The sequence below is a fragment of the Streptomyces sp. NPDC051987 genome, from assembly GCF_040680735.1.
GTDB lineage: Bacteria > Actinomycetota > Actinomycetes > Streptomycetales > Streptomycetaceae > Streptomyces.
On sequence record NZ_JBFAXI010000005.1, the window covers coordinates 145,946 to 170,902 of the forward strand.

Here is a 24,957-nt window from a genome sequence, read left to right on the forward strand (position 1 = left end):
CCGTCCCGGCGAGAACGGGCACGGGGCCCGGACCCATCAAGGGTACCGGGCACCCAAAGATCGCCTCCCCACCATTAATCCCACCGTAAACGGTGGCAGTCTTCGATCTCACCTTCTTAAAGTGGGGCAATGCGAACTGGCGCGCCCTTGCCCGCCGTGGAGGACGTGCTCGCCGCCCTCGCGACCGGGCTGTGGCACTGGGACACCGCCACCGGCCTGGTCACCACCGACGCGGAGGCGGCCCGGCTGATCGGGCTGCCCGCCGAACCGTCCGTCCTGTCGGAGGCAGTGGTCCGGTCCCGTTTCCACCCGGTGGACTGGAACGAGAACACCAGCATCACCCGGCTGGCCGCGGCCGAGGGCACCCTCGGGGAGGTCCGGCTGCGGGTCATGGACGAGCGGGGCCGGCTGATCCGAACCGTGCGCAGCCGGTTCCGGCCGGTGTACGACTCCAAGGAGCGCGTGTACCGGGTGACGGGCACCATCCAGGAGGTCTCGGAGCCGTCCCCCGGCACCGCGGCCCGGCACCCGGTCACCGGGGACTGGCGGCGCTCCCGTGAGGCGTTCCTGCTGGACGCGGGCCGGGCCCTGGCCGAGGCACGGTCCACCGAGGAGGTGCTGCAGGTCGCCGCGGGCCTGTCCATGCCCGGGTTCTCCCCGGACGGACTGGTGGTCTACGGGGTCAAGGGCGACCGGCTGGTGATGATCGGCCACCACGGCCAGGACATCGACGAGGACAGCCCGTTCAGCAGCATGCCGCTGGACACGGACTACCCGGCTGCCGAGGTGGCACGGACCGGCCGGGCGGTCTACCTCTCCTCCGCCGAGCAGTACCGGTCCCGCTACCCGGTGACCTGGCCGCTCGCCGAGCGCTTCGGCCGCCGGTCCTGGGCCTTCCTGCCCCTGACGGTGGCCGGGCGGACCATGGGCGCCTGGATGGCCGGCTTCACCTACCCGGTGTCCTTCACCCCCGACGAGCGCTCCGTGCTCACCACGGTGGCCCGGATGCTGGCGCAGGCCCTGTCCCGGGCCGGGATCGCCGACTCGGAGCGGGAGCTCACGGACGGCCTCCAGCGCTCCATGCTGCCGCTGCTGGGCCCCGGGATACCCGGTCTGGACACGGCAGCCCGCTACATACCCACCGGCGGCGGACTCCAGGTGGGCGGCGACTGGTACGACATGATCCCGCTGCCGTCCGGCCGGTACGCCCTGGTCATCGGCGACGTCCAGGGGCACGACGTACGGGCCGCGGGTCTGATGGGCCAGCTCCGGATCGCGCTCCGGGCCTATGCCTCGGAGGGCCACCGCCCGGACGCGGTGCTCTCCCGTGCCTCCCGTTTCCTGCACGGGATCACCTACGACGAGGACGAGGCCGACCTGCGCTTCGCGACCTGCCTCTACATCGAGGCGGATCCGGCGACCGGGGTGCTGGAGATCGCCCGTGCGGGGCATCTGGACCCGACGATCCGGATGGCCGACGGCACCGTGCTGCGGCGGCCCACGGCGGGCGGCCTGCCGCTCGGCATCGACCCGGACGCCGACTATCCGACGACGCGGTTCGCCCTGGAACCCGGCGAGACCATGATGCTGTGCACCGACGGCCTGATCGAGACCGGCGGCCACGACATGGAGAGCGGCTGGCAGCGGGTCCGGACCATCATGGAGGAGCACGACGACGGCGACCTGGAGAAGCTGGCCGACGGGCTGGTCCAGGCCGTGCACGGCCCTTCCTCCCCGCACGCCGCCCGGCCACCGGCCGACCGCCGCGAGGACGACATCGCGGTCCTGCTGCTGTCCCGGCCGGGCAGCGTCCGGGACAGCGACGAGCACCTCGCGGTACGGCCGCGGATCCGCCGCACGCTGCTGTCGGTGGCCCAGGACGAGCCCGAGCGGATCGCCGAGGCCCGCCAGCACGTGCGCGAACTGCTGCACGACTGGGGCTCGCCCGACCAGGTCGACTCCGCGGTCCTGCTGGTCTCCGAGATGCTCACGAACGTCCTCGTCCACACCGACGCGGACGCGCTGCTGCTCGCCGAGGTCTCCGGCCACGCCCCCGGGCGCCGGCTGCGGGTCGAGGTCACGGACGCCGGCGACGACCTGCCGCACAAGCGCCGCCCCGGTGAGCTGGCCTCCTCCGGCCGCGGTCTGGTCCTGATCGAGATCCTGGCGGACGCCTGGGGCGTCGAACCGCGCGGGCAGGGCAAGAGCATCTGGTTCGAGCTGAACGAGGCCGACGGAGACTAGCCGACGGGGTCGGCGTGCGGGCTCAGCCGGCCGGGTCGGCCGGTGGGGGCCCGTCGGCGGCGTAGCGGGCGCGCAGTTCGTGGACGACCCCGAAGGCGGCGGCGGTGAGCGGTACGGCCAGCAGCATGCCCAGGATCCCGGCGACCGAGGCCCCGGCCGTGATGGCCAGCATGACCACCGCCGGATGCATCTGCACGGTCCGGCTCTGGATCACGGGCTGCAGCACGTGCCCCTCCAGCACCTGCACGGCGAGCACGACGCCCAGCGTCCACAGCGCGATCACCAGACCGCGGTCGGCGAGCGCGACCAGGACGGCGACGGCACCGGAGAGGAAGGCGCCGAGGTAGGGGATGTAGGCGCCGACCAGGACGAGGGCGCCGAGTCCGACGGCTCCCGGTACGCGCAGGATCAGCAGGCCCACGGTGATGCAGAAGGCGTCGATGAAGGCGATCACGGTGGTGCCGCGCATGAAGCCCTCGATGCCCTCGAAGGCACGGCGGGCGATGGCCTCGGCCAGGTCGGCGCCGGAGCCGGGCACGGCGGCCCGGATGGTGGGGACGACCCGGTCCGAGTCGCGCAGGAAGAAGAAGACGAGCAGCAGCGCGAGGACGGCCATGGCGATGCCCTCGCCCACGACGCTCACGCCGCTGATGACGTTGGAGGCGGCGGTCCCGCCGAACTTGCCGAGCAGCTTGCGGGCGTTGCCGGCCAGATCGCCGAGCGAGGTCCCGGCCGCCCCGAAGTGCCGGGCGAGCGACTTCGCGGCCTCCTTGAGCGAGGCGACGATCTGGTCGCCGGTGTCGGCGAGGGCCGCGACGACGATGTAGACGGCACCGCCGGCGACGGCGACGACGGCGACGCAGGTGAGACCGGCGGCGAAGGAGCGGTGGACACCGACCCGTACGAGCCGTCGGTAGAGGGGGCCGAGCAGGGCGGTGCCCAGCAGGGCGAGCAGCACCGGGATCACCGCGGTGCGGAACTGCGAGCAGAGCTGGATGCCCACGTATGCGACGCCGGCGGCCAGCAGCAGGACCGCGCACCACGCGGCGCATCGGCGTACGGGCTCGGGCAACAGCTGCACGGGTCCAGCGGACCACGCGAGCCCGACGCATGCCCCACCGTGCACCTCCTGCCGAGTGAACCACCACCCGACTCGGCCGACCACGAAGCGAGGCCGAGAGGCAGGGAGAAGGCAGGGAGAAGGAGGGAGGAGGCCCGGCGCGCAAGGCGGCGGGCCTCCTGGGGGCGAGGTGGGGTTATGCCTGCGGGCCGGTGCCCGTCATGCCGTGGACGGCCGGGATCGTGCCCAGGCGGCCCTTCTGGAAGTCCTCGAAGGCCTGTTGGAGCTCCTCGCGGGTGTTCATCACGAAGGGACCGTAGTGGGCCATCGGCTCGCGGATCGGCTGCCCGCCCAGCAGCACGACCTCCAGGTCCGGCGTGTGCGAGTCCTGCTTCTCGTCCGCGCGGACGGTCAGCGAACCACCGGCGCCGAAGACGGCGGTCTGGCCCAGGCGGATGGGGCGGCGGTCGGCGCCGACGGAGCCCTTTCCGGCAAGGACGTACGCGAGGGCGTTGAAGTCCTCCCGCCAGGGCAGCGTGACCTCCGCACCCGGCGCCACCGTCGCGTGGATCATCGTGATCGGCGTGTGCGTGATGCCAGGGCCCGCGTGCCCGTCCAGCTCGCCGGCGATGACCCGCAGCAGCGCGCCGCCGTCCGGGGTGGTGAGCAGCTGGACCGTGCCGCCGCGGATGTCCTGGTAGCGCGGCGCCATCATCTTGTCCTTGGCCGGCAGGTTCACCCACAGCTGGAGCCCGTGGAAGAGGCCGCCCGACATGACCAGGGACTCCGGCGGAGCCTCGATGTGGAGGAGACCCGAGCCGGCCGTCATCCACTGGGTGTCGCCGTTGGTGATGGTGCCGCCGCCGCCCTGCGAGTCCTGGTGGTCGAAGATCCCGTCGATGATGTAGGTGACGGTCTCGAAGCCGCGGTGCGGGTGCCAGGGGGTCCCCTTGGGCTCGCCCGGCGCGTACTCCACCTCCCCCATCTGGTCCATCATGATGAACGGGTCGAGATGGCGGTAGTTGATCCCCGCGAACGCCCGGCGCACCGGGAAGCCCTCGCCCTCGAAACCGCTCGGCGCAGTCGTGACGGTGAGCACGGGACGGGCCACGGCGTCGGCCGGGGCGGCCACCCTGGGCAGGGTCAACGGGTTCTCGACAGTCACTGCAGGCATGTCGGCTCCTCCTTGTGCGCCCAGTTTAGTTGAGCGTTGAACTTTCTGCCACCCCCAACGAGAAAAGCCCGGAGGGCATTCCCTCCGGGCCATCGCCCCGACTTCGCCATGGGCACATCAGGGGAGCACGGCACGGCCCCGAGCCTCCCACAGCTCCGGGAAGAACCGCTGCCCGCTTCGGGACCGCAGATAGGCGGCCCCCGAGCTGCCCGCCGTGCCCCGGGCGCCGCCGATCTGCCGCTCCACGACCAGGACGTGCCGGGCCCGCCAGAGTGCCCACCCCTCGTCGTGGCCGAGCAGCGCGTCGGCCAGGTCGCCGAGCGGCCCCTCCCCGCGCAGGGCCGCGGCCCGGTCTCCGGCCGCGAGACCTGCCAGGAGCCCGAGGAAGCCGTCCCACAGGGTCGGCTCCAGCAGCCGCCGGTCCAGCCGGGCCCGCTCGGCGTCGGTCAGCCAGCGCATCGCCCGGGTCCGGTCCCGGCGCGCCGAGAGCGCCTCGATCTCGTGGAACTGGGCGGACTGCACGCCGCTGGCCGAGCCCAGCGCGCCGCGGAACGCCTGGAAGTCGGGCGGCGCCATCGTGTCCAGCAGCTCCAGCGCCGACAGCAGCACCCGCTCGATCTCACGGCATCGGCGCAGCCGCCGCACCGCCACCGCGCCGTCCCCGGCGAGCATCCGGTCCCGGGCGTCCGTCAGCTCGGTCAGCAGCTGCTTGAACCACAGCTCGTGCACCTGGTGGACGGTGATGAACAGATGCTCGTCGTGCGCCGCCGCGGCCCGCGGCACCTGCTGACCGAGCAGCTGCGGCAGCCGCAGGTAGGCGCCATAGGTGAGGGCCGCCGTCGTGGTGGTCGTGGTGGTGGAGGAGGTGGAGGTGGTCGGGTTCACGGTGTCTCCTGTTCCACGGGCTCCGTCGCCGCCGGGTCCGCGTCGCCGTCGCCGAGGCCGTGGGCGGCGAAGTGCTCGCGCGTGCCCGGCAGGTCGAAGACGCCCACGGCGGCGCAGAGGCGCAGCGTCGAGCGGGCGGTGTCGTTCAGGCGGCGGGGGTCGGGGCCGGGGGCGCAGCAGTCGTCGGCGACCTGACGGGCGGTGTCCGCGTCGAGACCGGCCAGCCGGAGCGAGCTGCGCACCGGGGCGAGGTCCCAGGTCAGCGCGGTACGGATCAGTTCGGGCAGGGCGTGGGCGGCCTTGACCCGGTCGGTGGCGGACAGGTGGGTCCACAGTTCCCGGAAGAGCGCGGAGAAGAAGCGGTGGTGCCGGCCCTCGTCCCGGGCGTGGTCGCGCAGCAGGTCGCGCACCACGCCGACGACGGCGGGGTCGCCCGGCACCTCGTTGAGGACGGCCGTGATCAGCGTCTCGAAGACGACCGCCTGGAGGAGTGCGGCGAGGGCGGGCGCGTCGGGGAGCGCGCGGCGCGCCGAGGCCCGTAACCGGTCGACGAAGCCGCCGTAGTCCTCGTCCGGGACGGGGATGCCGGTCGCGGCGGCGATCTGGTCGGCCAGGTCGAGGCTGTAGAGGGCGTGGTATCCCTCGTCGCAGTAGACCTTGAAGGCGTCCGGGCGCAGCGCGGCGGGCAGGTCGAGCCCGGTCCTGGCGTTCGCCACGGCCTCGGCGGCCGTGTTGACGACCCGGGTCTCCAGGTGGGTCGTCGAGAGCAGGAACTGGTAGAGGTGGCGCACGGTCAGTTCGCGCAGCCGCTCGGGAGGCAGCCGCCGTACCGCCTCGTGGCCGGCGTAGGGCACGAGCGCGGCCGGGAAGAAGACCTTGCCGCGCTCGGTGTCCTCGTGGAACATCCGGCGCACCCCGGTGCGGACGCCCGCCTGCTCATACCAGCGGTCGAGCGGGCCCGGCGGGTGCGGCCGCGGGGTGTGGTGCGTCGACATGGGGTGCTCCCTTCGTGGTGAGCAGCCGGCCCAGCCGGGTCAGGGCCTCCTCCACGAGGGCCGCGTCGAGCGAGTGGCACACGCGGAACCAGCCGGGGCGCGGGGCGTGGAAGGCTTCGCCGGGCAGGATGCTGACGTGGGTGCGGTCGAGGATCTCCTGCCACAGCCGGCGTTCCCCGGTGAAGCCGGGGCAGGGCAGCCAGGCCGCGAGGTCGGCCCAGAGAGAGCAGCCTGCCTGGGCGGGGGCGCAGGGGATGCCGAAGGCGTCCAGCAGGGCGGTGGCGCGGGCGTGCGAGGCGCCGAGCCGGCGGCGGTTCTCGGCGTGGAAGTGGCGGACCCGGGCGGGGTCGGCGAGGAGGTCGGTCAGGTGGGCCTGGGTGTGGGTGGAGACGGGGGCGAAATAGGCGAGGGCGCGGGCGGCGGCCCGGGTGTCGGGGTCGGTGGTGTGCAGCACGCCGGCCTTGAAACCGGGCAGCCCGAAGTCCTTGGCGAAGCCCCACACGGTGTGGATGCGGGCGGGGTCGGCGGCGACCGTGCGCAGGCTGGTGAAGGGCAGCGGTCCGAACACGGAGCCGGCGTAGATCTCGTCCGCCACGATGTCCACGCCGTGGTGGGCCGCCGCTTCGGCCAGGTCCCTGAGGTCGGCGGGCGCATGGACCTGTCCGGTCGGGTTGGCCGGGGAAGCCAGTGCCACGGCCCGTACGTCCACGCCGTCCCGCCGGGCCTCGGTCAGCGTCCGGTCCACGGCCGGTACGGAGAGTGAGTGGCCGTCCCGCGCGTCCGGCGGGGCCGGCAGCAGCCGGGCGCCGGAGCGGCCCGCGAGGTCGGTGTCGAAGGCGCCGTAGCAGGGCGTGGGGATGACGATCGCCTGGCCCGGGTCGCACAGGGCGGTGGCGGCGACGTCGAGCGCGGCTGTCGCCCCGGCCACCAGGACGAGGTCCTCGGGGTCGACCGGCCCGCCGCCGAGGTCGGCCAGGTGGCGTGCGATGTGGGCGCGCAGCTCCGGGGTGCCGTACAGGGGTGCGTAACGGGTGTCGCGGGCCGTCAGGGGGCGGGGTGGTGTCCCCTCGTGCAGGTCCTGGACGAGGCGGTTCTCGGCGGTGCCGAGGTTGAGCCAGCCGTCGGGCCGCAGCCGCGGGTGGTACGGCAGTGCCTCCGCCCGGAAGTGCGCCTGGGCGATGGCCGGTGAACCGGCCACCAGGCGGGCGGCCTGCCGGGAGGTGCGGGGGGCCGGGGTCACCGGTCGGCCCCGGCGGTCTCGGCGGTCTCGGCGGTCTCGGCGGTCCCGGCGGTCCCGGTCCGGTCGCTGAGCAGTCCCGGGCGTACCCCGAGGCCCATCGACGCGTCGATCACCGCGCCGTGCAGGAGCCCGGCGCCGGGGCCGGTCAGCCACCACACGAGTTCCGCGACCTCCTCGGGGTGGATCAGCCGGCCGCGCGGCAGGGCGGATTCGAGGGCCGAGCGGCGTGCCGGGGAGAGGCCGGCCAGGGTGCTCGCCTCGAACATGGGGGTCTCGACGGCTCCGGGGCAGACCGCGACCACGTCGATGCGGTCGTGGACCAGTTCGGCGGCCAGGTGGCGGGTGAGGTAGGCGAGGGCGGCCTTGCTCATGCCGTCCGCGATCCGGAAGCCGGGGAACTGCGCCACGCCCCCGCCGACGCTGGCCACGTTGACGATCGTGCCGCCGCCGCGGGCCCGCATGCCCGGCAGCAGCTGCTCACTGAGCCAGAGCGGTCCGATGGCGTTGATCTGCAGAAACGCCGCGTCCTGGGTGTGGCCGGGCCCGGGGACGTAGGTCTCGACGGTCTTCGAGCCGACCGCCGCGTTGTTGACGAGGACGTCGACCGGTCCGGGCAGTTCCGCGACCAGCCGCTCGTGGTCGGGCCACTCGCCCTGGCGGAACTCGAAGGCCCGCGCCGGGTGCCGGCAGGTGTCGGCCAGTTCCGCGACCAGCCGGGCCGCGCGTTCGCGTCCGGAGTGGTAGGTGAACCAGACGTGGTCGCCGCCGCGTGCGAACCGCTGCACGCAGGCCCGTCCGATCCCCGCCGAGCCGCCCGTGATCAGGACGTTCCGTGCCACCGCCATGCGTGCCCCGCCGATCTGCCGTGTCCGCTGCCTGCCGGAAGGGCACGTTTCCAGCCGTGGGGGGCACGCGCCCGCGGCGGGCCGGGGCGGGGCGGCATGTCGTCGGGTCGGGCCCCGCACTGTGGCGACTGGCGTCAGCCGTCCGCGGAGCGGGGGCGGCTAGCCGTACATCCGCCGCATCGCGAAGTCCACCATCTGCTCGACCGCCTTCGCGTCGAACACCATCCGGTGCTCGCCCTCCATGTCCAGGACGAAGCCGTAGCCGGTCGGGAGGAGGTCGATCACCTCCGCGCCGGTGATGACGAAGTACTTGGACTCCTTGCCCGCGTACCGGCGCAGCTCCTTCAGGGAGGTGAACATCGGGATCACCGGCTGCTGGGTGTTGTGCAGGGCCAGGAATCCGGGGTTGTCGCCGCGCGGGCAGTAGACCTTGGACGTGGCGAAGACCTGCTGGAAGTCCTCGGCCGTCACCTGTCCGGTGGTGAAGGCGCGCACCGCGTCGGCGAGCGAGGGCGGGGACGGCTCGGGGTAGAGCGGCGGCTGCTGGCCGTACCCGCCGAGACCGCCAGCCATCTGCTGCTGCGGCGAGGCGTACTGCTGCTGTTGAGCGGCCCCACCGTCCATGGGCTGGCCGTATCCATACATGCGCGCAAGCCTACCGAGACACGCGGGGTCCGCGAGAAGGTAGACCCTTCTCACACTTCACGGGAGGGGGTTGCGTCTTATTACCGACGGGTAGCATCATCGGAGCTACTCGTTGGTATGTGAAAGCTTGCGCGAGGATTCAGTGCCTCGCCGATCCGGATACGGAGCCGTCACCATGGGGCACTACAAGTCCAACCTCCGCGACATCGAATTCAACCTGTTCGAAGTGCTCGGGCGCGACAAGCTGTACGGCACCGGCCCGTTCGCCGAGATGGACACCGACACCGCGAAGAGCGTCCTGGAGGAGCTGACCCGGCTCGCCGAGAACGAGCTGGCGGAGTCCTTCGCCGACGCCGACCGCAACCCCCCGGTCTTCGACCCGGAGACCAACACCGCCCCGGTCCCGGCGTCCTTCAAGAAGAGCTACAAGGCCTTCATGGACTCCGAGTACTGGCGTCTCGGCCTGCCCGAGGAGATCGGCGGCACCACCGCTCCCCCGTCGCTGATCTGGTCGTACGCGGAGCTGGTGCTCGGCGCCAACCCGGCCGTGTGGATGTACTCCTCCGGCCCGGCGTTCGCCCGCATCCTCTTCGAGGAGGGCACCGAGGAGCAGAAGAAGTGGGCGCAGCTCGCCGTGGACCGGACCTGGGGTTCGACCATGGTGCTCACCGAGCCCGACGCCGGTTCGGACGTCGGCGCCGGCCGCACCAAGGCGGTCCAGCAGGAGGACGGCTCCTGGCACATCGAGGGCGTGAAGCGCTTCATCACCTCGGGTGAACACGACATGGAGGAGAACATCCTCCACTACGTGCTGGCCCGCCCCGAGGGTGCCGGCCCCGGCACCAAGGGCCTGTCGCTCTTCCTCGTCCCGAAGTACCTCTTCGACTTCGAGACCGGCGAGCTGGGCGAGCGCAACGGCGTCTACGCCACGAACGTCGAGCACAAGATGGGCCTGAAGGCCTCCAACACCTGCGAGATGACCTTCGGCGACCGGCACCCGGCCAAGGGCTGGCTGATCGGGGACAAGCACGACGGCATCCGCCAGATGTTCCGGATCATCGAGTTCGCCCGCATGATGGTCGGCACGAAGGCCATCTCGACGCTGTCCACCGGCTACCTCAACGCGCTGGAGTACGCCAAGGAGCGCGTCCAGGGTCCGGACCTGGCGAACTTCATGGACAAGACCGCGCCCAAGGTCACCATCACCCACCACCCCGACGTCCGCCGCTCGCTGATCACGCAGAAGGCGTACGCCGAGGGCATGCGCGCCCTCGTCCTCTACACCGCCTCCATCCAGGACGCCATCGCCGTCAAGGAGGCGAACGGCGAGGACGCGGCGGCCGAGCACGCGCTCAACGACCTGCTCCTGCCGATCGTCAAGGGCTACGGCTCCGAGAAGGGCTACGAGCAGCTCGCCCAGTCGCTGCAGACCTTCGGCGGCTCCGGCTTCCTGCAGGAGTACCCGATCGAGCAGTACATCCGGGACGCCAAGATCGACACCCTGTACGAGGGCACCACCGCCATCCAGGGCCAGGACTTCTTCTTCCGGAAGATCGTCCGCAACCAGGGCGCGGCGCTGAACTCGCTCGCCGAGGACATCAAGAAGTTCCTGGCGCTGGGCACCGGCGGCGAGGAGCTGGCCGGCGCCCGCGAGCACCTGGCGAAGGCGGCCGTCGAGCTGGAGGCGATCGTCGGCCTGATGCTGACCGACCTCGCGGCCACCGAGCAGGACGTCAAGAACATCTACAAGGTGGGTCTGAACACCACCCGCCTGCTGCTCGCCTCCGGTGACGTGATCGTCGGCTACCTGCTGCTCAAGGGTGCCGCGATCGCCGCCGAGAAGCTGGAGACGGCGTCCTCCAAGGACAAGGCGTTCTACACGGGCAAGATCGCGGCGGCGAAGTTCTTCGCGGCCAACGTGCTGCCGGGCGTCACCCTGGCCCGCAAGGTCGCGGCCGGGGTCGACCTCGACCTGATGGAGCTGGACGAGGCGGCCTTCTGACACCCCGGCCGGCCTGAGTAGCCTCCACGGTGGTCCGCTCCTCTCGGGAGCGGGCCACCGCACGTCGTTAAGGTGAATAACATGAGCGAACCCTCCCGCTTCGAGCGCGGCCACACCGACGACCTGATGTCCTTCCTCGCGGCCGCTCCCACGCCGTACCACGCCGTCGCGAACGCCGCCGCCCGCCTGGAGAAGGCCGGTTTCCAGCAGGTCGCCGAGACGGACGCCTGGGACGGCACGGCAGGCGGCAAGTACGTGCTGCGCGGCGGCGCGATCATCGCCTGGTACGTACCGGAGGGCGCCGCGCCGCACACGCCGTTCCGGATCGTCGGTGCCCACACCGACTCCCCGAACCTGCGGGTCAAGCCCCGCCCGGACTCCGGGGCGCACGGCTTCCGCCAGGTCGCCGTGGAGATCTACGGCGGGCCGCTCATGAACTCCTGGCTCGACCGGGACCTGGGCCTGGCCGGCCGGCTCAGCCTGCGCGACGGCTCCACCCGCCTGGTCGACGTGGACCGGCCACTGCTGCGGGTGCCGCAGCTCGCCATCCACCTGGACCGTTCGGTCGGCAGCGAGGGGCTCAAGCTCGACCAGCAGCGCCACCTCCAGCCCGTCTGGGGCCTCGGCGACGACGTCCGCGACGGCGACCTGATCGCCTTCCTGGAGCAGGAGTCGGGCCTGCCGGCCGGCTCGGTGACCGGCTGGGACCTGATGACCTACGCCGTGGAACCGCCCGCGTACCTGGGCCGCGACCAGGAACTGCTGGCCGGCCCCCGGATGGACAACCTGCTCTCCGTGCACGCCGGCACGGCGGCCCTCGCGGCCGTGGCCACGGCCGGCGCGGACCTGCCCTGCGTCCCCGTCCTCGCCGCCTTCGACCACGAGGAGACCGGCTCCCAGTCCGACACCGGCGCGGACGGCCCGCTGCTCGGCAGCGTCCTGGAGCGCTCGGTGCTGGCGCGCGGCGGATCGTACGAGGACCGGGCGAGAGCCCTGGCGGCCACCGTCTGCCTCTCCTCCGACATGGGCCACGCCGTCCACCCCAACTACGCGGAGCGGCACGACCCGACCCACCACCCGCGCGCGAACGGCGGACCGATCCTGAAGGTCAACGTCAACAACCGCTACGCCACGGACGGTTCGGGCCGGGCGGTGTTCGCCGCCGCCTGCGACAAGGCCGGGGTGCCCTTCCAGACCTTCGTCTCCAACAACTCCATGCCCTGCGGCACCACGATCGGCCCGATCACCGCGGCCCGCCACGGCATCCGGACCGTCGACATCGGCGCGGCCATCCTCTCCATGCACAGCGCCCGCGAACTGTGCGGCGCCGACGACCCGTTCCTGCTGGCGAACGCGCTGGTGGCGTTCCTGGAAGGGTAGTTGCCCGGGGCCGCCGCACATGCCCCGCCCTTCTCCGGGTACCCGGTGGGAACCGGAACGACCGGACCTGAAGGGGAGGCAACGCTCATGGGGCTCGGCGGGTGCATCATTCTCATCGCCGTAGGGGCCATCCTCGCGTTCGCGACCGACTGGCACATGCAGGGCGTCAACCTCGATGTCGTGGGCCTGATCCTGATGGCCGTCGGGATCATCGGTGTCGCCACGTTCAGCAGCATCGCCCGCCGCCGGCGGGTCATGGTGCCGCCCACGGCGGTCGTCGAGGAGGACCGGCGCCGTCACGACGGCTACACCGACGGGTATGGCATGTAACGGACACACCAGCCCGCACAGGGCATCACCGGCAACCGTGAGCAACCCGTTACCGGATTCAACTACCCCAGTTGTAGGGTTTTCGTGAAGACTGACGATCGACACGGGTCCGGAATATCGTCATCCGGGCCCACCGCGGCTTTCACGAACGGGGGTACGAGACGTGCGCCGTCACGCCCCGCGCCGTGCCCACGCCGCCCCCGAAGATCCCGACGGCAGGCCCAGACTCGCGGTCCTCATCCCTGCCCACAACGAGCAGGAACGTATCTCCTCCGCGATCGACGGCCTCTGGCAGCAGACCCGGCAGCCCGACCTGATCGTCGTCGTCGCCGACAACTGCACCGACGACACGGCCGCCGTCGCCACCGCCCACGGCGCGCACGTCTTCCACACCGAGGGCAACACCCACAAGAAGGCCGGCGCTCTCAACCAGGCCATCGCCTGGGTGCTGCCGCACATGGACGACCGTGACCTGCTGCTCGTGCAGGACGCCGACACCGTCCTGAACCCCTGGTTCGTGGAGACCGCGCTCGGCACCTTCAACCGCAAGGTCGGCGCCGTCGGCGGAGTCTTCTACGGCGAGGACGGCGGCGGCTTCCTCGGCCTCCTCCAGCGCATGGAGTTCCACCGCTACGCCTGGGAACTGGAGCGCACCGGCGGCAAGGCCCAGGTCCTCACCGGCACCGGCACGATGTTCCGCGCCCGCGTGCTGCGCGAGGTCCGCGCCGCCCGCCGGTCCGGTGAACTCGGCGGCGGGACCGGCTACTACAGCCTCGCCTCGCTCACCGAGGACGACGAGATGACCAAGGCGGTCAAGACCCTCGGCTACCGGGCCATGTCCCCGGCCGGCTGCGCGGTCACCACCGAGGTCATGCCGACCCTCCCCAAGCTCTGGCACCAGCGGCTGCGCTGGCAGCGCGGCGCCCTGGAGAACCTGCGCGACTACGGCTGGACCCGGGTCACCGCCCGCTACTTCGCCCAGCAGTTCCTGATGGGCTTCGGCGCGCTCTCCTTCCTGATCTACCTCACCTACATGGCCGCGTTCACCTCGCTGTACGGCTGGCCGGGCCTGTCGCCGTTCTGGACGGCGATCGGCCTGATCTTCGTGGTCGAGAAGACCGTCTCGGTACGGCGGGCGGGACCGAAGGCCGTCCTGGTCGCCGCGCTGATGGTCCCGGAGATGCTCTACGACCTCTTCCAGCACGCCGTCTACTTCACCTCACTGTGGGGGCTGGTGCGCCGCAGCGAGGAGAAGTGGGTGGCGACGTGAGATCCCCTCAACCCTCCTAGGAGAAAAGCGATGTACGGCAGAGTGATCGGCGCGGGCACGGTGGGTGCGGGCGGGGCGACCCTGGCCGCCACCGGGCTGTGGATCAACAGCATGGCGATGGTGGTCGCCGCCACGACGTTGGTGGCGGCCGGGGTCGCGCTGTTCAAGCTGGTTCCCCGGCGGCGGTAGCCGGTCCGGTCAGCAGAGGCTGCGGGGGCGTGGGGCTGGTCGCCCCACGCCCCCGCAGCCGCACACGGCGGGGCCCCGCGCCCCCTCACGCCGGCTGCTGCTGGTCCATTCCGGCGAGGACCAGCGGCAGCCGGTCGGCCCCACCCTCGGTGATCCGCACCGGCACCCCCCAGTCCTGCTGGTGCACATGGCAGGCCGGGTACTCGTTGGCCTCGTCGTCGTCACAGCTCGCGGCCATCGCCGAGACGTGCAGGACGCCCTCCTCGACGGCCGGGTTCAGCTCCAGCTCCCTCGCCAGGTCGGTGTCCGCGCCCTCACCCTTGAGGAGCAGCTCCGGCGGGGTCGAGGAGACGAGCAGGCGGGTCGACGGGCCGTACCGGGTGTCCAGTTTCTGGCCCGCCGGCGCCTGGAAGATCACGTCGAGGCGGAGGCGGCCGGGGGCCACCTCGGTCGCCGCGCGCCGGGTGCGGTGGGCGACCGACTCCACCCGGACCGCCTCCTCGGGCAGCCGCAGCCGGGTCAGCCGGTGGCGGGCCGACTCGACGACCACGATGTCCTCGCCGACGAGCACCGCGTCGCTCGGCTCCCGCAGGTCCGTGGCGAGCGTGGTGACCTCGCCGGTCGCGGGGTCGTAGCGGCGCAGGGCGTGGTTGTAGGTGTCGCTGACGGCCACCGAGCCGTCGGGCAGGGCCGTCACGCCCAGCGGGTGCTGGAGCAGCGCCTGTCCGGCCGCGCCGTCGCGGTGCCCGAAGTCGAACAACCCCGTCCCCACGGCGGTGTGGACCTGCCCGTCCGGGTCCACCCAGCGCAGGGCGCTCGTCTCGGAATCGGCGAGCCAGAGGCGGTCGGCGGTGGCCGCGAGACCGGACGGCTGCGCGAACCAGGCCTCGGCCGCCGGCCCGTCGACCAGCCCCTCGTTGGTGGTGCCGGCGGCGACGGCGACCGTCTCGCTCTCCGGGTCGTACGTCCACAGCTGGTGCACGCCCGCCATCGCGATCCACACCCGGCCGCCGAAGACCGCCACGTCCCACGGGGAGGACAGGTCGGTCCCGCGGGCCGGGCCGGAGGTCGGGGAGCCCTGCCACCACTGGTGGCCGGTGCCGGCGACGGTGGTCACCCGGCCGGTGGCCAGGTCGAGCCGGCGCAGCGCGTGGTTGACCGTGTCGGCGACGATCACCGAGCCGTCGCCGAGGAGCGCGAGGCCCTGCGGCTCGTTGAAGGAGGCGGTGTCCGCCGTGCCGTCGGCGAGACCGCGCGTGCCGGAGCCGAACCGCCGCAGGACCGTCTCCGCGTCCGCGGCCAGCTCCACCAGCTGGTGCCGGGTGGTGTCGCTGACCAGGAAGGTCCCGGACGGCAGCAGCAGGGCCTTGCCGGGGAAGCGCAGGGCGGTCGGCTCCGGCTCCGGCGCCACGTACGGGCCGTCACCGCGCCGCAGGGTGCCCTTCGTCTCGTGCTCCGCCTCCAGCTCCTCGACCAGCCGCGCGATCGCGTGCGCGTGCCCCTCGCCGGCGTGCTGGGCGACGACGTACCCCTCGGGGTCGATCACGACCAGCGTCGGCCAGGCCCGGACCGCGTACTGCTTCCAGGTGGCGAGCTCCGGGTCGTCCAGCACCGGGTGCTCGACGCCGTACCGTTCGACGGCGTCGACGACCGCCCGGTGCTCCGCCTCGTGCACGAACTTCGGCGAGTGCACCCCGACGATCACCACCGTGTCCCGGTGCCGCTCCTCCAGCTCCCGCAGCTCGTCCAGAACATGCAGGCAGTTGATACAGCAGAACGTCCAGAAGTCCAGGATGACGATGCGTCCTCGCAGGTCGGCGAGGGAGAGAGCTTTACCGTCGGTGTTGAGCCAGCCGCCCTTGCCGATCAGCTCGGGAGCGCGGACGCGTGCACGTGAAGCCATACCTGCATCCAACCTCATCGGGGTGTCCGGGCATTCCACGGGGAGGAATCCCCCTGCCGCGTGGGGTTCAGGGTTGGGTGCGGCCCTGGATCACGTCCTTGAGGTCGGGGACATGGCCGAAGATCGCGCCGGTGGTGATCCCCAGTCGGCGGGCGATGCCCTCGAAGCCCAGGGGATTGCCCGGGAGAAGCGCCCGGATCTCGGCCAGGAGACCGGGCGTCATCAGCGGAGGAGTTTCGGCTGCCCCGAAGAGCGTGAGGTCGCTCCACTCGATTCCGGCCGGAAGCACCGGCCAGGGTCGGCTGAGGTGGAAGTAGTCCCGGTGCGCGAGGTTCAGCACGTGGTCCGGGTGTCCGAGCGCCTTCAGAACGTCGTGATGCTGTGCCTGGGCCCAGACGTAACCGCCCGAGAGTCCGTCCACATCCCTGTCCGCCGGGTCCACGGGGTCGTTCGCAAGGGCGGAGGCCAACAAGGAGTGGTCGACCGGCCCGACGGCGAAGTCCAGGAAGGCCGCCGGATCCGCTCCGACGGGCTCAGGCTTGGCCCAGGGGTCGAACTCCTCGCCGTCGCTGTCCCCTGTCGTGTCGACGTCCGGCCAGGAGTGGTACGCGTGGACGAGCGTTCCGTCGCGGGACACCTCCATCTCCAGCGTGTCCGAGTCGTAGACGAAGGTGGCGAGCACGGGCACCCCCAGCCGCTCGCTGATCGGGCCGGCCAGGGCGAAGGAGTTGTTGCCCTCGACGGATCGGTCCGGGTAGATCAGGCAGAATCCTGGGCCCGCTGAGACTCCGTACCCAGCGGCACAGAGCTCACCGACCGTTGGAGCCGCGTCCGCAAGCGGGGCCGGCACCAGTAGATTTCCGTTCGACGGCAAGCTGTCACCTCCCAGGTCACCGGAGACTACGCTGTGGCCGGACCGGCGGACCACCGAAATCAGACCGGCGGAAGATCCCCGCCATTGCCCGCCGGGTGTCGCGTTGCCGATCCGGACAACCCGGTCAGGCGCCTGTGGGCAAGCCGGTCAGGCGCCTGTGTCGAGCGGGGTCAGTTCTGGTGGACCACGTCCGTGCCGGGGCCACCGGAGAGGGTGTCCCGGCCGGCCCCGCCGTACAGCTTGTCGTTGCCGCTGTTGCCGTAGAGCTTGTCGTTGCCGCTGTTGCCGTACAGCACGTCGTTGCCCGTGCCGCCGTAGAGGTCGTCGTTCCCGGTGCCGCCGGTGAGCGTGTCGTTGCCGGCGTCGCCGGACAGGTACTGGTCCCCGTTGCCGCCGTGCAGCTTGTCGTCGCCCTTGCCGCCCTGGACGATGTTGTCGCCGCCGCTCGCGTAGATCGTGTCGTTGCCGTCGCCGCCCCAGGCCAGGCCCTCCGCGCCGACGGTGAGGGTGTCGTTGCCCGCGTCGCCCGAGACGTAGGCGCCGTCGAGGCTGCCGGAGTCGGTGGCCCTGTCGTTGCCCGTGCCGAGGGAGATCTGGGCGTAGAAGTAGACCTGGTCGGTGGCGTTCTTGTAGGTGAGCGTGTCGTCCCGGTCGCCGAGGTTCACGATCAGCGCGGCGTACGGGTCCTGGGAGTCCACGAACTCGACCCGGCAGGAGACCTTGGTATGGTCCGCGGCGTCGACGTAGGCGCAGTCGTGGCCCGCGGTGATCGGGACGACGTCGTCGATGACGTAGACGATGCCCGCGCGGTCCGCGGTGAGCGACGCGGTGACGGCGGCCTTGTTGGCCTGACCGGCCGCGGCCTGGTAGGTCAGCTCCGAGTCGGACGGGTTGACCGTGGCGGTGGCGGAGGACGTGGCCGCGGTGGCGGTGCCGGCCACGGCGAGCGGTGCGGCCAGGGCCGTGCCGAGGGCGAGGGCGGCGACGGCCGTGCGTGCGTGCGGTGTACGGGCCATTCGAGGTACCTCCGGAGGGAACGGGAACGCACGGATCGTTCGTGACGACTTGCGTACCGTTCGACTCGGAATCCCCGCCCCTGGTTGGGCGGCACGGGTGCCCCCGCGAAGAGTTCACCTGCCGGACATCTGCCCGACCGGCGGTTCGGTCGGCCGGACAGTGATGTCCGGCGCCCGGCGGGGAACGGTACCGGTATGAGATTCCTGGTACGCGACCGGCTCCTCGGCTTCGGTGAGGACTACTGGATCGAGGACGAGCACGGCGACAAGGTGTTCCTCGTCGACGGCAAGGCCATGCGGGTGCGCGACACGTTCGAGCTGAAGGACCGGCACGGGCGCGTCCTCGTCGACATCCACCAGAAGATGTTCGCCCTGCGCGACACCATGGTGCTCGAACGCGAGGGCGAGCCCCTGGCGACCATCCGGCGCAAGCGGCTGTCGCTGCTGCGCCACCACTACCGGGTCCATCTGGTCGACGGCACCGAACTCGACGTCAGCGGCAAGATCCTCGACCGGGAGTTCGCCGTCGAGTACGACGGTGAACTGCTCGCCGTGGTCTCCCGGCGCTGGCTGCACGTGCGGGAGACGTACGGCGTCGACATCGTCCGGGACGACGCGGACCCGGCACTGCTGATCGCGGTGGCGGTGTGCGTGATCCACCTCGCCGACAAGGAGCGGGACGGGGACTGACCAGGCGCTGCCGGGCGACCGGGCGGCACTACCTGCGGTGCGGGGGCTCCAGGCCCAGGAGGCGGTCCTTGAGGGCCGGGAACTGCTCCCGGGTCGCGGCGACCTTGGCCGGGTCGAGATCGACGGTGAGGACCTCCTCGCCGGCGCCCGCCTCGGCCAGCACCTCGCCCCACGGATCCACCACGATCGAGTGACCCGCCTGCGGAACTCCGGCGTGCGTGCCGGCCGTTCCGCACGCGAGCACGAACGCCTGGTTCTCGACCGCACGCGCCTGGGCCAGCAGCGTCCAGTGCGCGCGTCGTCGCTCGGGCCAGCCCGCCGAGAGCACCAGCGTCTCCGCTCCGGCGTCGACGAGTCCGCGGAAGAGTTCGGGGAAGCGGAGGTCGTAGCAGGTGGCCACGCCGAGGGTGGTCTCGGGCAGCCGGACCGTCACCAGCTCCTGCCCCGCGCCCATCAGCACCGCCTCGCCCTTGTCGAAGCCGAAGCGGTGGATCTTGCGGTAGGCGGCGACCGGCTCACCGGAGGGGGAGAAGACGAGGGCCGTGTTGTAGAGGGGGCCGTCAGGGTCCCGTTCCGGGATGGAGCCGGCGTGCAGCCAGACGCCCGCGTCGCTCGCCGCCTTGGACATCGCCTCGAACGTCGGGCCTTCGAGCGGCTCGGCCTCGGCGGCGAACAGGTCGTAGGCGAAGGCGCCCGTCGTCCACAGTTCGGGCAGCACGACGAGATCGGCATCCGCCTGCTCGCGCACCAGTGCGGTCACGCGTCGCCGACGCGATTCGACCGATTCGCCCTCGTTTACATCGATCTGGATGAGCGAGGCGCGCACACTACCACCGTCCTGGCATTCGAGCCGTTCACACGGGCCTACGATCGTCACACGAAAGCACTGCCGGGGTGCCTCACAGCAGCGTAACTTAGCGTCTCAAGACACCCGCCGACAGCAGCTACCTACCACTGGCAGCGCCGCCACCACCTGCCCGAGCACCGACCGCCGAGGGGTCCCGTTTCCGTGAGTCTGCATCCCGCCCTCCAGCCCTACGCCGACGCTTGGACCCACTCCATCGACGCGATATCCGAGCTGGTGACGCCGCTTGTCGAGGGCGAGTGGAACCGGCGGACACCGTGCCCGGGGTGGTCGGTGCGGGACGTGGTCTCGCATGTCATCGGCCTGGACTGCGAGATGCTGGGCGACCCCCGCCCCATTCACTCACTGCCGCGCGACCTCTTCCACATCACCAACGAGCACCAGCGCTACATGGAGATGCAGGTCGACGCCCGCCGCCACCACACGGCGCCCGAGATGACCTCGGAGCTGGAGTACACGATCATCCGGCGCAACCGCCAGCTGCGCAACGAGTCGCGGGAGCCGGGGCACATCGTGCGCGGGCCGATGGGCAAGGAGATCACCCTCGAAGAGGCCATGCGCAACCGCGCCTTCGACGTGTGGGTGCACGAGCAGGACCTGCGCGCGGCGCTGGGCCGGCCGGGCAACCTCGACTCGCCGGGCGCGCAGGTCGCCCGGGACGTGCTGCTCGGCGAGCTGCCCCGGGTGGTGGCCAACGACGCGTACGCGCCGCGCAGTTCCGCCGTCATCTTCGACGTGCACGGGCCGATCGAGTTCCTGCGCACCATCCGCATCGACATCCAGGGCCGCGGCACCCTGGAGTCCACCCCGGCCCTCGGCCCCGCGGCCATCTTCACCCTCGACTGGGAGACCTACGTCCGCCTGGCCTGCGGCCGCACCACCCCGGACGCGGTCGCGGACCGGGTGAAGGCGGAGGGCGACCCGGAACTGACGGCGGCGATCCTGCGCAACTTCGCCGTCACGCAGTAAGACCGGTAGGAATCCGGAAAGAAGCGGGAGCAGGGTCCGGTGCGGAATCAGGCGGGGACGTGCACCGTCTCCACCCGGCTGGCCACCAACCGCTCCCGCTCCCGCCGGACCGCCCGGCCCCGCAGGCGCAGGATCTGGCTCACCCCCAGCGCCTGCAGCACGAACACGCACGAGAAGGCCACGGTGTAGTTGTCTCCGGTCGCGTCCAGCAACACGCCCACCAGGAACAACGTCGTCATCGAGGCCACGAAACCACCCATGTTGGTGATCCCGGACGCCGTCCCCTGCCGCTCGGGCGGGTTGGCGGGACGCGCGAAGTCGAAGCCGATCATCGACGCCGGACCGCACGCCCCCAGCACCGCGCACAGCACCACCAGCAGCCACATCGGCGCGTGCTCGGCCGGATACACCAGCGTCGCCGCCCACACCACGGCCGTCGCCGCGACCGTGCCCAGCGCCAGCGGCAGCCGGGCCGTGTGGTGCCGGGCGACGATCTGGCCGTAGACGAGGCCGACCAGCATGTTGCAGAGGACCACCAGGGTGAGCAGCTCACCGGCCGTGGCGCGGGACAGCCCCTGCGCCTGGACCAGGAACGGCAGCCCCCACAGCAGCAGGAACACCATCGCCGGGAACTGGGTGGTGAAGTGCACCCACAGACCGAGCCTGGTGCCCGGCTCCCGCCAGGACGCGGCGATCTGCCGGCGCACGTACGCCGCCCCCTGGTGCGGGAAGGGCTCCGGCTCGTGCCCCTCGGGATGGTCCTTCAGGAACAGGAACACGAGGACCAGGACGACGACACCGGCCAGGGCGCTGCCCGCGAACGCCGGTGTCCAGCCGACGCCGTGCAGCAGCCGGGCCAGGACCAGCGTGGAGACGAGGTTGCCCGCCATGCCGGCCAGACCGGCGAGCTGGGCGACGAGCGGGCCGCGCCGGGCCGGGAACCAGCGGGTGCCGAGCCGCAGCACGCTGATGAACGTCATCGCGTCACCGCACCCCAGCAGTGCCCGCGAGGCGAGCGCGGTGCCGTACGACGGGGAGAAGGCGAACCCCAGCTGCCCCGCGGTGAACAGCACCCCGCCGATGGTCAGCATCTTCTTCGTGCCGAGGCGGTCGACCAGCAGTCCGACGGGTATCTGCATGCCGGCGTAGACCAGCAGCTGGAGGATCGAGAACGTGGACAGCGCCGAGGCGCCCACGTGGAAGCGGTCGGCGGCGTCGAGCCCGGCGACCCCGAGGGAGGTACGGAAGATGACGGCGACGAAGTAGACCGAGACGCCTATGACCCAGACCGCGACGGCCCGGCGGCCGCCCGGGGGCGCCCCCTTCGAGGAGGGGTCGCCGGGCAACGGCACGCTGCCGCGGCTCATCGGACCTCACCCCGCGCCAGGTGGGAGAACCAGTCGACGTGACGGTGCACCAGCTCGACCGCGCGCTCGGCGTCCCCGGCGCGCAGCGCGTCCAGGATCTCCTCGTGCTCGGTCAGCGACTTGGCGATGCGGTCGGGGTGCGCGTGCATGATGGCGACGCCCATCCGCAGCTGGCGGTCGCGGAGCTGGTCGTAGAGGCGGGAGAGGATCGCGTTGCCGCCGTCGCGGACGATCTCGGCGTGGAAGCAGCGGTCCGTGACGGCCGCGGCGGCCAGGTCGCCGGCGGCGGCCTGGGTCTTCTGCCGGTCGAGCAGTTCCTGCAGCCGGGCCACGAGCGCCGGGGAGGCCGGTACGGCCTTGCGCACCGCGTGCTCCTCGACCAGCATCCGGGTCTCCACCACGTCCGCGATCTCCTGCGCGGAGACGGGCAGCACCATGGCGCCCTTCTTCGGGTAGAGCTTGATCAGGCCCTCGACCTCCAGCCGTAGCAGCGCTTCCCGCACCGGGGTACGGGACACCCCCACGGCCTCGGCCAGCTCGCCCTCGGTGAGGAGCGTGCCGCCTTCGTAATGTCGGTCCAGGACACCTTGCTTGACATGGGAGTAGACGCGGTCGGCGGCGGGGGGCTGCTTGACGGCCAGGCTCATGCCCACAGCTTAGATACAACACGTGCGCAAAAGGGATCGGAGTCCGCCATCCGGACGTGATGTAAATCGCTCTCAGCAGCCGCACAACCATCTGTGCTACTTACGTGTCACACACGTGCGGCCCCACCCGCCTTGGCACCCCCAACTCGGCCGCACGCCAGGGGCATTACGACTCGACTCGACTCGGGGTATTTCAGTTGATTACCGGCATCAAGGGCACCAGTTTCCGCAGGGCCGTCGCCGTCGCCGTCACGTCCGGCGCGATGCTCGCGACCGGCGCCCTCACCGCGGCTCCCGCGCAGGCCGTCACGGCGCCCTCCATCGTGGCCAAGGGCGGCTACGTGATGAACAACGCGAACGCGAAGACGCTGTACACGAAGGCAGCCGACACCAAGCGTTCCACAGGCTCCACGACGAAGATCATGACCGCGAAGGTCGTCCTCGCGCAGTCCAACCTGAACCTCAACAAGAAGGTCACGATCCAGAAGGCGTACAGCGACTACGTCGTCGCCAACAACGCCTCCCAGGCGCACCTCATCGTCGGCGACAAGGTCACCGTCGGCCAGCTGCTCTACGGGCTGATGCTGCCCTCCGGCTGCGACGCCGCCTACGCGCTCGCGGACACCTACGGCTCGGGCACCACCCGCGCCAAGCGGGTCGCCAACTTCATCTCCAAGATGAACACCGCCGCGAAGAACCTGGGCCTGAAGAACACCCACTTCGACTCGTTCGACGGCATCGGGAACGGCAACAACTACTCGACGCCGCGCGACCTGACGAAAATCGCCAGCAGCGCGATGAAGAACGCCACGTTCCGCACGATCGTCAAGACGAAGAGCTACACGGCGAAGACGATCACCAAGACCGGTTCCACCCGCACCATGGGCGCCTGGACCAACACCAACACGCTGCTCTCCAGCTACAGCGGCGCGATCGGCGTGAAGACCGGCTCCGGCCCCGAGGCGGGCGCCTGCCTCGTCTTCGCCGCGACCCGCAACGGCAAGACGGTCATCGGCACCGTCCTCGCCTCCACCACGTACGCGCAGCGCGCGACGGACGCGACGAAGCTCCTCAACTACGGCTTCTCCACGATCTGACCCGCCTCGCACCGATCCGTAGAAGGCCCGCCGCACCCCATGCGGCGGGCCTTTTGCCATACCTGTAGGACCTCCCGCAGCGGAACTCGTGTTCTTCCCTCGCAATCGTGAACATGCCGGTATTTGGCTGACATATTCGATTTTCTCCGCCCTAGGTTCCGCGGCGGAGGTGGTTCCCATGAACGAACCCAACAAGCAAGCGAAGCCCGCCGGCCGACACGAGGCCATCGACATCAGCGACTTCGTGTACGCGGCGACCGGAGCGCGCGTGCGACGGCTGACCATGCCGGACGGGAGGCACTGGTTTCCGGCGGTGGATGTCTGCAACCGGTTGGGACACACCAACCCGCAGAAAGCACTCTCCGACCATGTCCCAGAAGACCATCGAGAGATTCTTGAGACCCTAACTGGAAGTTACGGTCTCAGCATTCCCGCAGGTAGAGAGTGGCGCCGAGACCTGAATGTCATCTCTCTGCAGGGTCTCATCCTTCTCGTCAACGCCTGCACCAAGCCCGCCTGCGCCCCCTTCAAGCAGTGGGTCGCCGAAGTCATCGAGACAGTACAGCGAGATGGGTCTTACACTCTCGCCCAGGCCGAGGTGCAGCCGACCGAACCGGGCGCGCCCGTTGCGTACGCCATGCCGGAGCAGGTCGCGGATGCCATCGTCCGACTCGAGGCGCACAACCTTCACCTGGACGAGCAACTCGCGACCGGGCAGCGTGAGTCGATCGAGTTGCAGCGAGAGATGCTGGCCACGCAGAAGGCCACATTGGCCGTACAACAGGCCATGGTCCGCGCGATGGAACGCATCGCGGACCGGCTCGACGCCGTCGCCCTCGAACGTCGTACGCCCCAGGACAGTCCCGCAGTCCTGCCGACCACCGAGTCCGTACTCGCCGACTGGCGGCGGCGGTTGTCGGTGACCGAGGACGTGTGGACGGTGGCCGTCGTGATCGCCCCTGTCCTCGTCGAGAAGGGGGAGCTGCGCGAGCCGCTCGAATCGATCGCCGCGCGTACCGGCCTGACGGTGCACCGGGTCAACGAGTGTCTCCGGCTGCTGCGCAAGCACGCCTGCATTCACTCGCGAGGCGGGGCGGAGGACGGGGCACCGGTCTACGTGCTGAACCAGCCCTGAGAGGAGTGGGCGGTCGCAATCCGAAGTTGCGGCCGCCCGCCCTCACCCTATCCACCTCAGGCCGAGAGTGTCTCCGAGACCGTAAGCAGGAGTGACACTCTCAGCGTTTCCGCAGCTCAAAAGAAGGGTGAGACC

23 protein-coding genes are annotated in these 24,957 nt (G+C 71.1%); 10 read left to right on the forward strand and 13 right to left on the reverse strand.

Features of this window, described 5'->3' with window-relative positions:
• Positions 1–129: 129 nt before the first annotated feature.
• The gene (locus tag AB0M11_RS04560) at positions 130–2,244 is read left to right on the forward strand and encodes a SpoIIE family protein phosphatase (RefSeq protein ID WP_365701254.1); all 2,115 of its coding nucleotides are present in this window, start codon (positions 130–132) and stop codon (positions 2,242–2,244) included.
• Between the two features lie 22 nt (positions 2,245–2,266).
• On the opposite strand, the gene AB0M11_RS04565 is transcribed toward AB0M11_RS04560, so the two are convergent.
• The 7 genes from AB0M11_RS04565 to AB0M11_RS04595 all read right to left on the reverse strand — a co-directional run bounded on the left by AB0M11_RS04565 (position 2,267) and on the right by AB0M11_RS04595 (position 9,088).
• The gene (locus AB0M11_RS04565; protein ID WP_365701256.1) at positions 2,267–3,325 is read right to left on the reverse strand and encodes an AI-2E family transporter; all 1,059 of its coding nucleotides are present in this window, start codon (positions 3,323–3,325) and stop codon (positions 2,267–2,269) included.
• Between the two features lie 175 nt (positions 3,326–3,500).
• A complete protein-coding gene (locus AB0M11_RS04570) occupies positions 3,501–4,478 on the reverse strand; it encodes a pirin family protein (RefSeq protein ID WP_365701258.1) in 978 nt (325 codons plus the stop codon).
• 117 nt (positions 4,479–4,595) lie between these two features.
• Positions 4,596–5,363 (reverse strand): tryptophan 2,3-dioxygenase family protein, encoded by a 768-nt coding sequence (locus tag AB0M11_RS04575; protein ID WP_365701260.1) that lies wholly within the window; start codon positions 5,361–5,363, stop codon positions 4,596–4,598.
• Complete coding sequence (locus AB0M11_RS04580; protein WP_365701262.1) at positions 5,360–6,358, reverse strand: diiron oxygenase; 999 nt, start codon at positions 6,356–6,358, stop codon at positions 5,360–5,362. Before AB0M11_RS04580 ends, AB0M11_RS04575 begins: the two co-directional genes overlap by 4 nt.
• Complete coding sequence (locus AB0M11_RS04585) at positions 6,300–7,598, reverse strand: aminotransferase class I/II-fold pyridoxal phosphate-dependent enzyme (protein WP_365701264.1); 1,299 nt, start codon at positions 7,596–7,598, stop codon at positions 6,300–6,302. The genes AB0M11_RS04580 and AB0M11_RS04585 overlap by 59 nt, the downstream gene beginning before the upstream one ends.
• Positions 7,595–8,443 (reverse strand): SDR family oxidoreductase, encoded by an 849-nt coding sequence (locus tag AB0M11_RS04590; protein ID WP_365701266.1) that lies wholly within the window; start codon positions 8,441–8,443, stop codon positions 7,595–7,597. Before AB0M11_RS04590 ends, AB0M11_RS04585 begins: the two co-directional genes overlap by 4 nt.
• Before the next feature lie 159 nt (positions 8,444–8,602).
• On the reverse strand, positions 8,603–9,088 hold the full coding sequence (locus AB0M11_RS04595; protein WP_365701268.1) for an SseB family protein: 486 nt from the start codon (positions 9,086–9,088) through the stop codon (positions 8,603–8,605).
• 175 nt (positions 9,089–9,263) lie between these two features.
• Here AB0M11_RS04595 and AB0M11_RS04600 point away from each other — a divergent pair, with 175 nt between their 5' ends.
• The 5 genes from AB0M11_RS04600 to AB0M11_RS04620 all read left to right on the forward strand — a co-directional run bounded on the left by AB0M11_RS04600 (position 9,264) and on the right by AB0M11_RS04620 (position 14,259).
• On the forward strand, positions 9,264–11,090 hold the full coding sequence (locus AB0M11_RS04600; protein ID WP_365701270.1) for an acyl-CoA dehydrogenase: 1,827 nt from the start codon (positions 9,264–9,266) through the stop codon (positions 11,088–11,090).
• 81 nt (positions 11,091–11,171) lie between these two features.
• Positions 11,172–12,470 carry a M18 family aminopeptidase gene (locus AB0M11_RS04605; RefSeq protein WP_365701272.1) on the forward strand — a complete coding sequence of 433 codons (1,299 nt, stop codon included), beginning with the start codon at positions 11,172–11,174 and terminating at the stop codon, positions 12,468–12,470.
• Between the two features lie 87 nt (positions 12,471–12,557).
• Positions 12,558–12,800, forward strand: a complete 243-nt coding sequence (locus AB0M11_RS04610; RefSeq protein WP_365701274.1) for a DUF6458 family protein — start codon at positions 12,558–12,560, stop codon at positions 12,798–12,800.
• A 163-nt stretch (positions 12,801–12,963) separates the two neighbouring features.
• On the forward strand, positions 12,964–14,070 hold the full coding sequence (locus AB0M11_RS04615) for a glycosyltransferase family 2 protein (protein WP_365701276.1): 1,107 nt from the start codon (positions 12,964–12,966) through the stop codon (positions 14,068–14,070).
• A gap of 30 nt (positions 14,071–14,100) precedes the next feature.
• Positions 14,101–14,259, forward strand: a complete 159-nt coding sequence (locus AB0M11_RS04620; protein WP_365701278.1) for a hypothetical protein — start codon at positions 14,101–14,103, stop codon at positions 14,257–14,259.
• Positions 14,260–14,344: 85 nt separating this feature from the next.
• Here AB0M11_RS04620 and AB0M11_RS04625 read toward each other — a convergent pair whose 3' ends face one another.
• From AB0M11_RS04625 to AB0M11_RS04635, 3 genes are all read right to left on the reverse strand, one after another.
• Positions 14,345–16,162 carry a thioredoxin-like domain-containing protein gene (locus AB0M11_RS04625; RefSeq protein ID WP_365701280.1) on the reverse strand — a complete coding sequence of 606 codons (1,818 nt, stop codon included), beginning with the start codon at positions 16,160–16,162 and terminating at the stop codon, positions 14,345–14,347.
• A 67-nt stretch (positions 16,163–16,229) separates the two neighbouring features.
• Positions 16,230–17,012 carry a hypothetical protein gene (locus AB0M11_RS04630; protein ID WP_365701282.1) on the reverse strand — a complete coding sequence of 261 codons (783 nt, stop codon included), beginning with the start codon at positions 17,010–17,012 and terminating at the stop codon, positions 16,230–16,232.
• 194 nt (positions 17,013–17,206) lie between these two features.
• On the reverse strand, positions 17,207–18,052 hold the full coding sequence (locus AB0M11_RS04635) for a calcium-binding protein (RefSeq protein WP_365701284.1): 846 nt from the start codon (positions 18,050–18,052) through the stop codon (positions 17,207–17,209).
• A gap of 195 nt (positions 18,053–18,247) precedes the next feature.
• Here AB0M11_RS04635 and AB0M11_RS04640 point away from each other — a divergent pair, with 195 nt between their 5' ends.
• Positions 18,248–18,742 carry an LURP-one-related family protein gene (locus AB0M11_RS04640; RefSeq protein ID WP_365701286.1) on the forward strand — a complete coding sequence of 165 codons (495 nt, stop codon included), beginning with the start codon at positions 18,248–18,250 and terminating at the stop codon, positions 18,740–18,742.
• A gap of 28 nt (positions 18,743–18,770) precedes the next feature.
• On the opposite strand, the gene AB0M11_RS04645 is transcribed toward AB0M11_RS04640, so the two are convergent.
• Positions 18,771–19,568, reverse strand: a complete 798-nt coding sequence (locus tag AB0M11_RS04645; protein WP_365701288.1) for a carbon-nitrogen family hydrolase — start codon at positions 19,566–19,568, stop codon at positions 18,771–18,773.
• Between the two features lie 183 nt (positions 19,569–19,751).
• On the opposite strand from AB0M11_RS04645, the gene AB0M11_RS04650 reads away from it, so the two are divergent.
• On the forward strand, positions 19,752–20,576 hold the full coding sequence (locus tag AB0M11_RS04650) for a maleylpyruvate isomerase family mycothiol-dependent enzyme (protein ID WP_365701290.1): 825 nt from the start codon (positions 19,752–19,754) through the stop codon (positions 20,574–20,576).
• 47 nt (positions 20,577–20,623) lie between these two features.
• Here AB0M11_RS04650 and AB0M11_RS04655 read toward each other — a convergent pair whose 3' ends face one another.
• Together AB0M11_RS04655 and AB0M11_RS04660 are read right to left on the reverse strand one after the other, a co-directional pair.
• A complete protein-coding gene (locus AB0M11_RS04655) occupies positions 20,624–21,943 on the reverse strand; it encodes an MFS transporter (RefSeq protein ID WP_365701293.1) in 1,320 nt (439 codons plus the stop codon).
• Positions 21,940–22,590, reverse strand: coding sequence for a GntR family transcriptional regulator (locus AB0M11_RS04660; RefSeq protein WP_365701295.1), 651 nt, complete (start codon positions 22,588–22,590; stop codon positions 21,940–21,942). The genes AB0M11_RS04655 and AB0M11_RS04660 overlap by 4 nt, the downstream gene beginning before the upstream one ends.
• A 197-nt stretch (positions 22,591–22,787) precedes the next feature.
• Between AB0M11_RS04660 and AB0M11_RS04665 the strand changes: the two genes are divergently transcribed.
• Together AB0M11_RS04665 and AB0M11_RS04670 are read left to right on the forward strand one after the other, a co-directional pair.
• The gene (locus AB0M11_RS04665; RefSeq protein WP_365701297.1) at positions 22,788–23,687 is read left to right on the forward strand and encodes a D-alanyl-D-alanine carboxypeptidase; all 900 of its coding nucleotides are present in this window, start codon (positions 22,788–22,790) and stop codon (positions 23,685–23,687) included.
• 178 nt (positions 23,688–23,865) lie between these two features.
• Positions 23,866–24,822: a Bro-N domain-containing protein gene (locus AB0M11_RS04670; RefSeq protein WP_365701299.1), complete on the forward strand. Its 957-nt coding sequence runs from the start codon at positions 23,866–23,868 to the stop codon at positions 24,820–24,822.
• Positions 24,823–24,957 lie beyond the last annotated feature (135 nt).

Coding starts and splice junctions, on each gene's coding strand:
- AB0M11_RS04560 (WP_365701254.1), top strand. CDS start 130: ATGCGAACTGGCGCGCCCTTGCCCGCCGTGGAGGACGTGCTCGCCGCC.
- AB0M11_RS04570 (WP_365701258.1), bottom strand. CDS start 4,478: ATGCCTGCAGTGACTGTCGAGAACCCGTTGACCCTGCCCAGGGTGGCC.
- AB0M11_RS04580 (WP_365701262.1), bottom strand. CDS start 6,358: ATGTCGACGCACCACACCCCGCGGCCGCACCCGCCGGGCCCGCTCGAC.
- AB0M11_RS04590 (WP_365701266.1), bottom strand. CDS start 8,443: ATGGCGGTGGCACGGAACGTCCTGATCACGGGCGGCTCGGCGGGGATC.
- AB0M11_RS04595 (WP_365701268.1), bottom strand. CDS start 9,088: ATGTATGGATACGGCCAGCCCATGGACGGTGGGGCCGCTCAACAGCAG.
- AB0M11_RS04600 (WP_365701270.1), top strand. CDS start 9,264: ATGGGGCACTACAAGTCCAACCTCCGCGACATCGAATTCAACCTGTTC.
- AB0M11_RS04605 (WP_365701272.1), top strand. CDS start 11,172: ATGAGCGAACCCTCCCGCTTCGAGCGCGGCCACACCGACGACCTGATG.
- AB0M11_RS04610 (WP_365701274.1), top strand. CDS start 12,558: ATGGGGCTCGGCGGGTGCATCATTCTCATCGCCGTAGGGGCCATCCTC.
- AB0M11_RS04620 (WP_365701278.1), top strand. CDS start 14,101: ATGTACGGCAGAGTGATCGGCGCGGGCACGGTGGGTGCGGGCGGGGCG.
- AB0M11_RS04625 (WP_365701280.1), bottom strand. CDS start 16,162: ATGGCTTCACGTGCACGCGTCCGCGCTCCCGAGCTGATCGGCAAGGGC.
- AB0M11_RS04635 (WP_365701284.1), bottom strand. CDS start 18,052: ATGGCCCGTACACCGCACGCACGCACGGCCGTCGCCGCCCTCGCCCTC.
- AB0M11_RS04640 (WP_365701286.1), top strand. CDS start 18,248: ATGAGATTCCTGGTACGCGACCGGCTCCTCGGCTTCGGTGAGGACTAC.
- AB0M11_RS04655 (WP_365701293.1), bottom strand. CDS start 21,943: ATGAGCCGCGGCAGCGTGCCGTTGCCCGGCGACCCCTCCTCGAAGGGG.
- AB0M11_RS04660 (WP_365701295.1), bottom strand. CDS start 22,590: ATGAGCCTGGCCGTCAAGCAGCCCCCCGCCGCCGACCGCGTCTACTCC.
- AB0M11_RS04670 (WP_365701299.1), top strand. CDS start 23,866: ATGAACGAACCCAACAAGCAAGCGAAGCCCGCCGGCCGACACGAGGCC.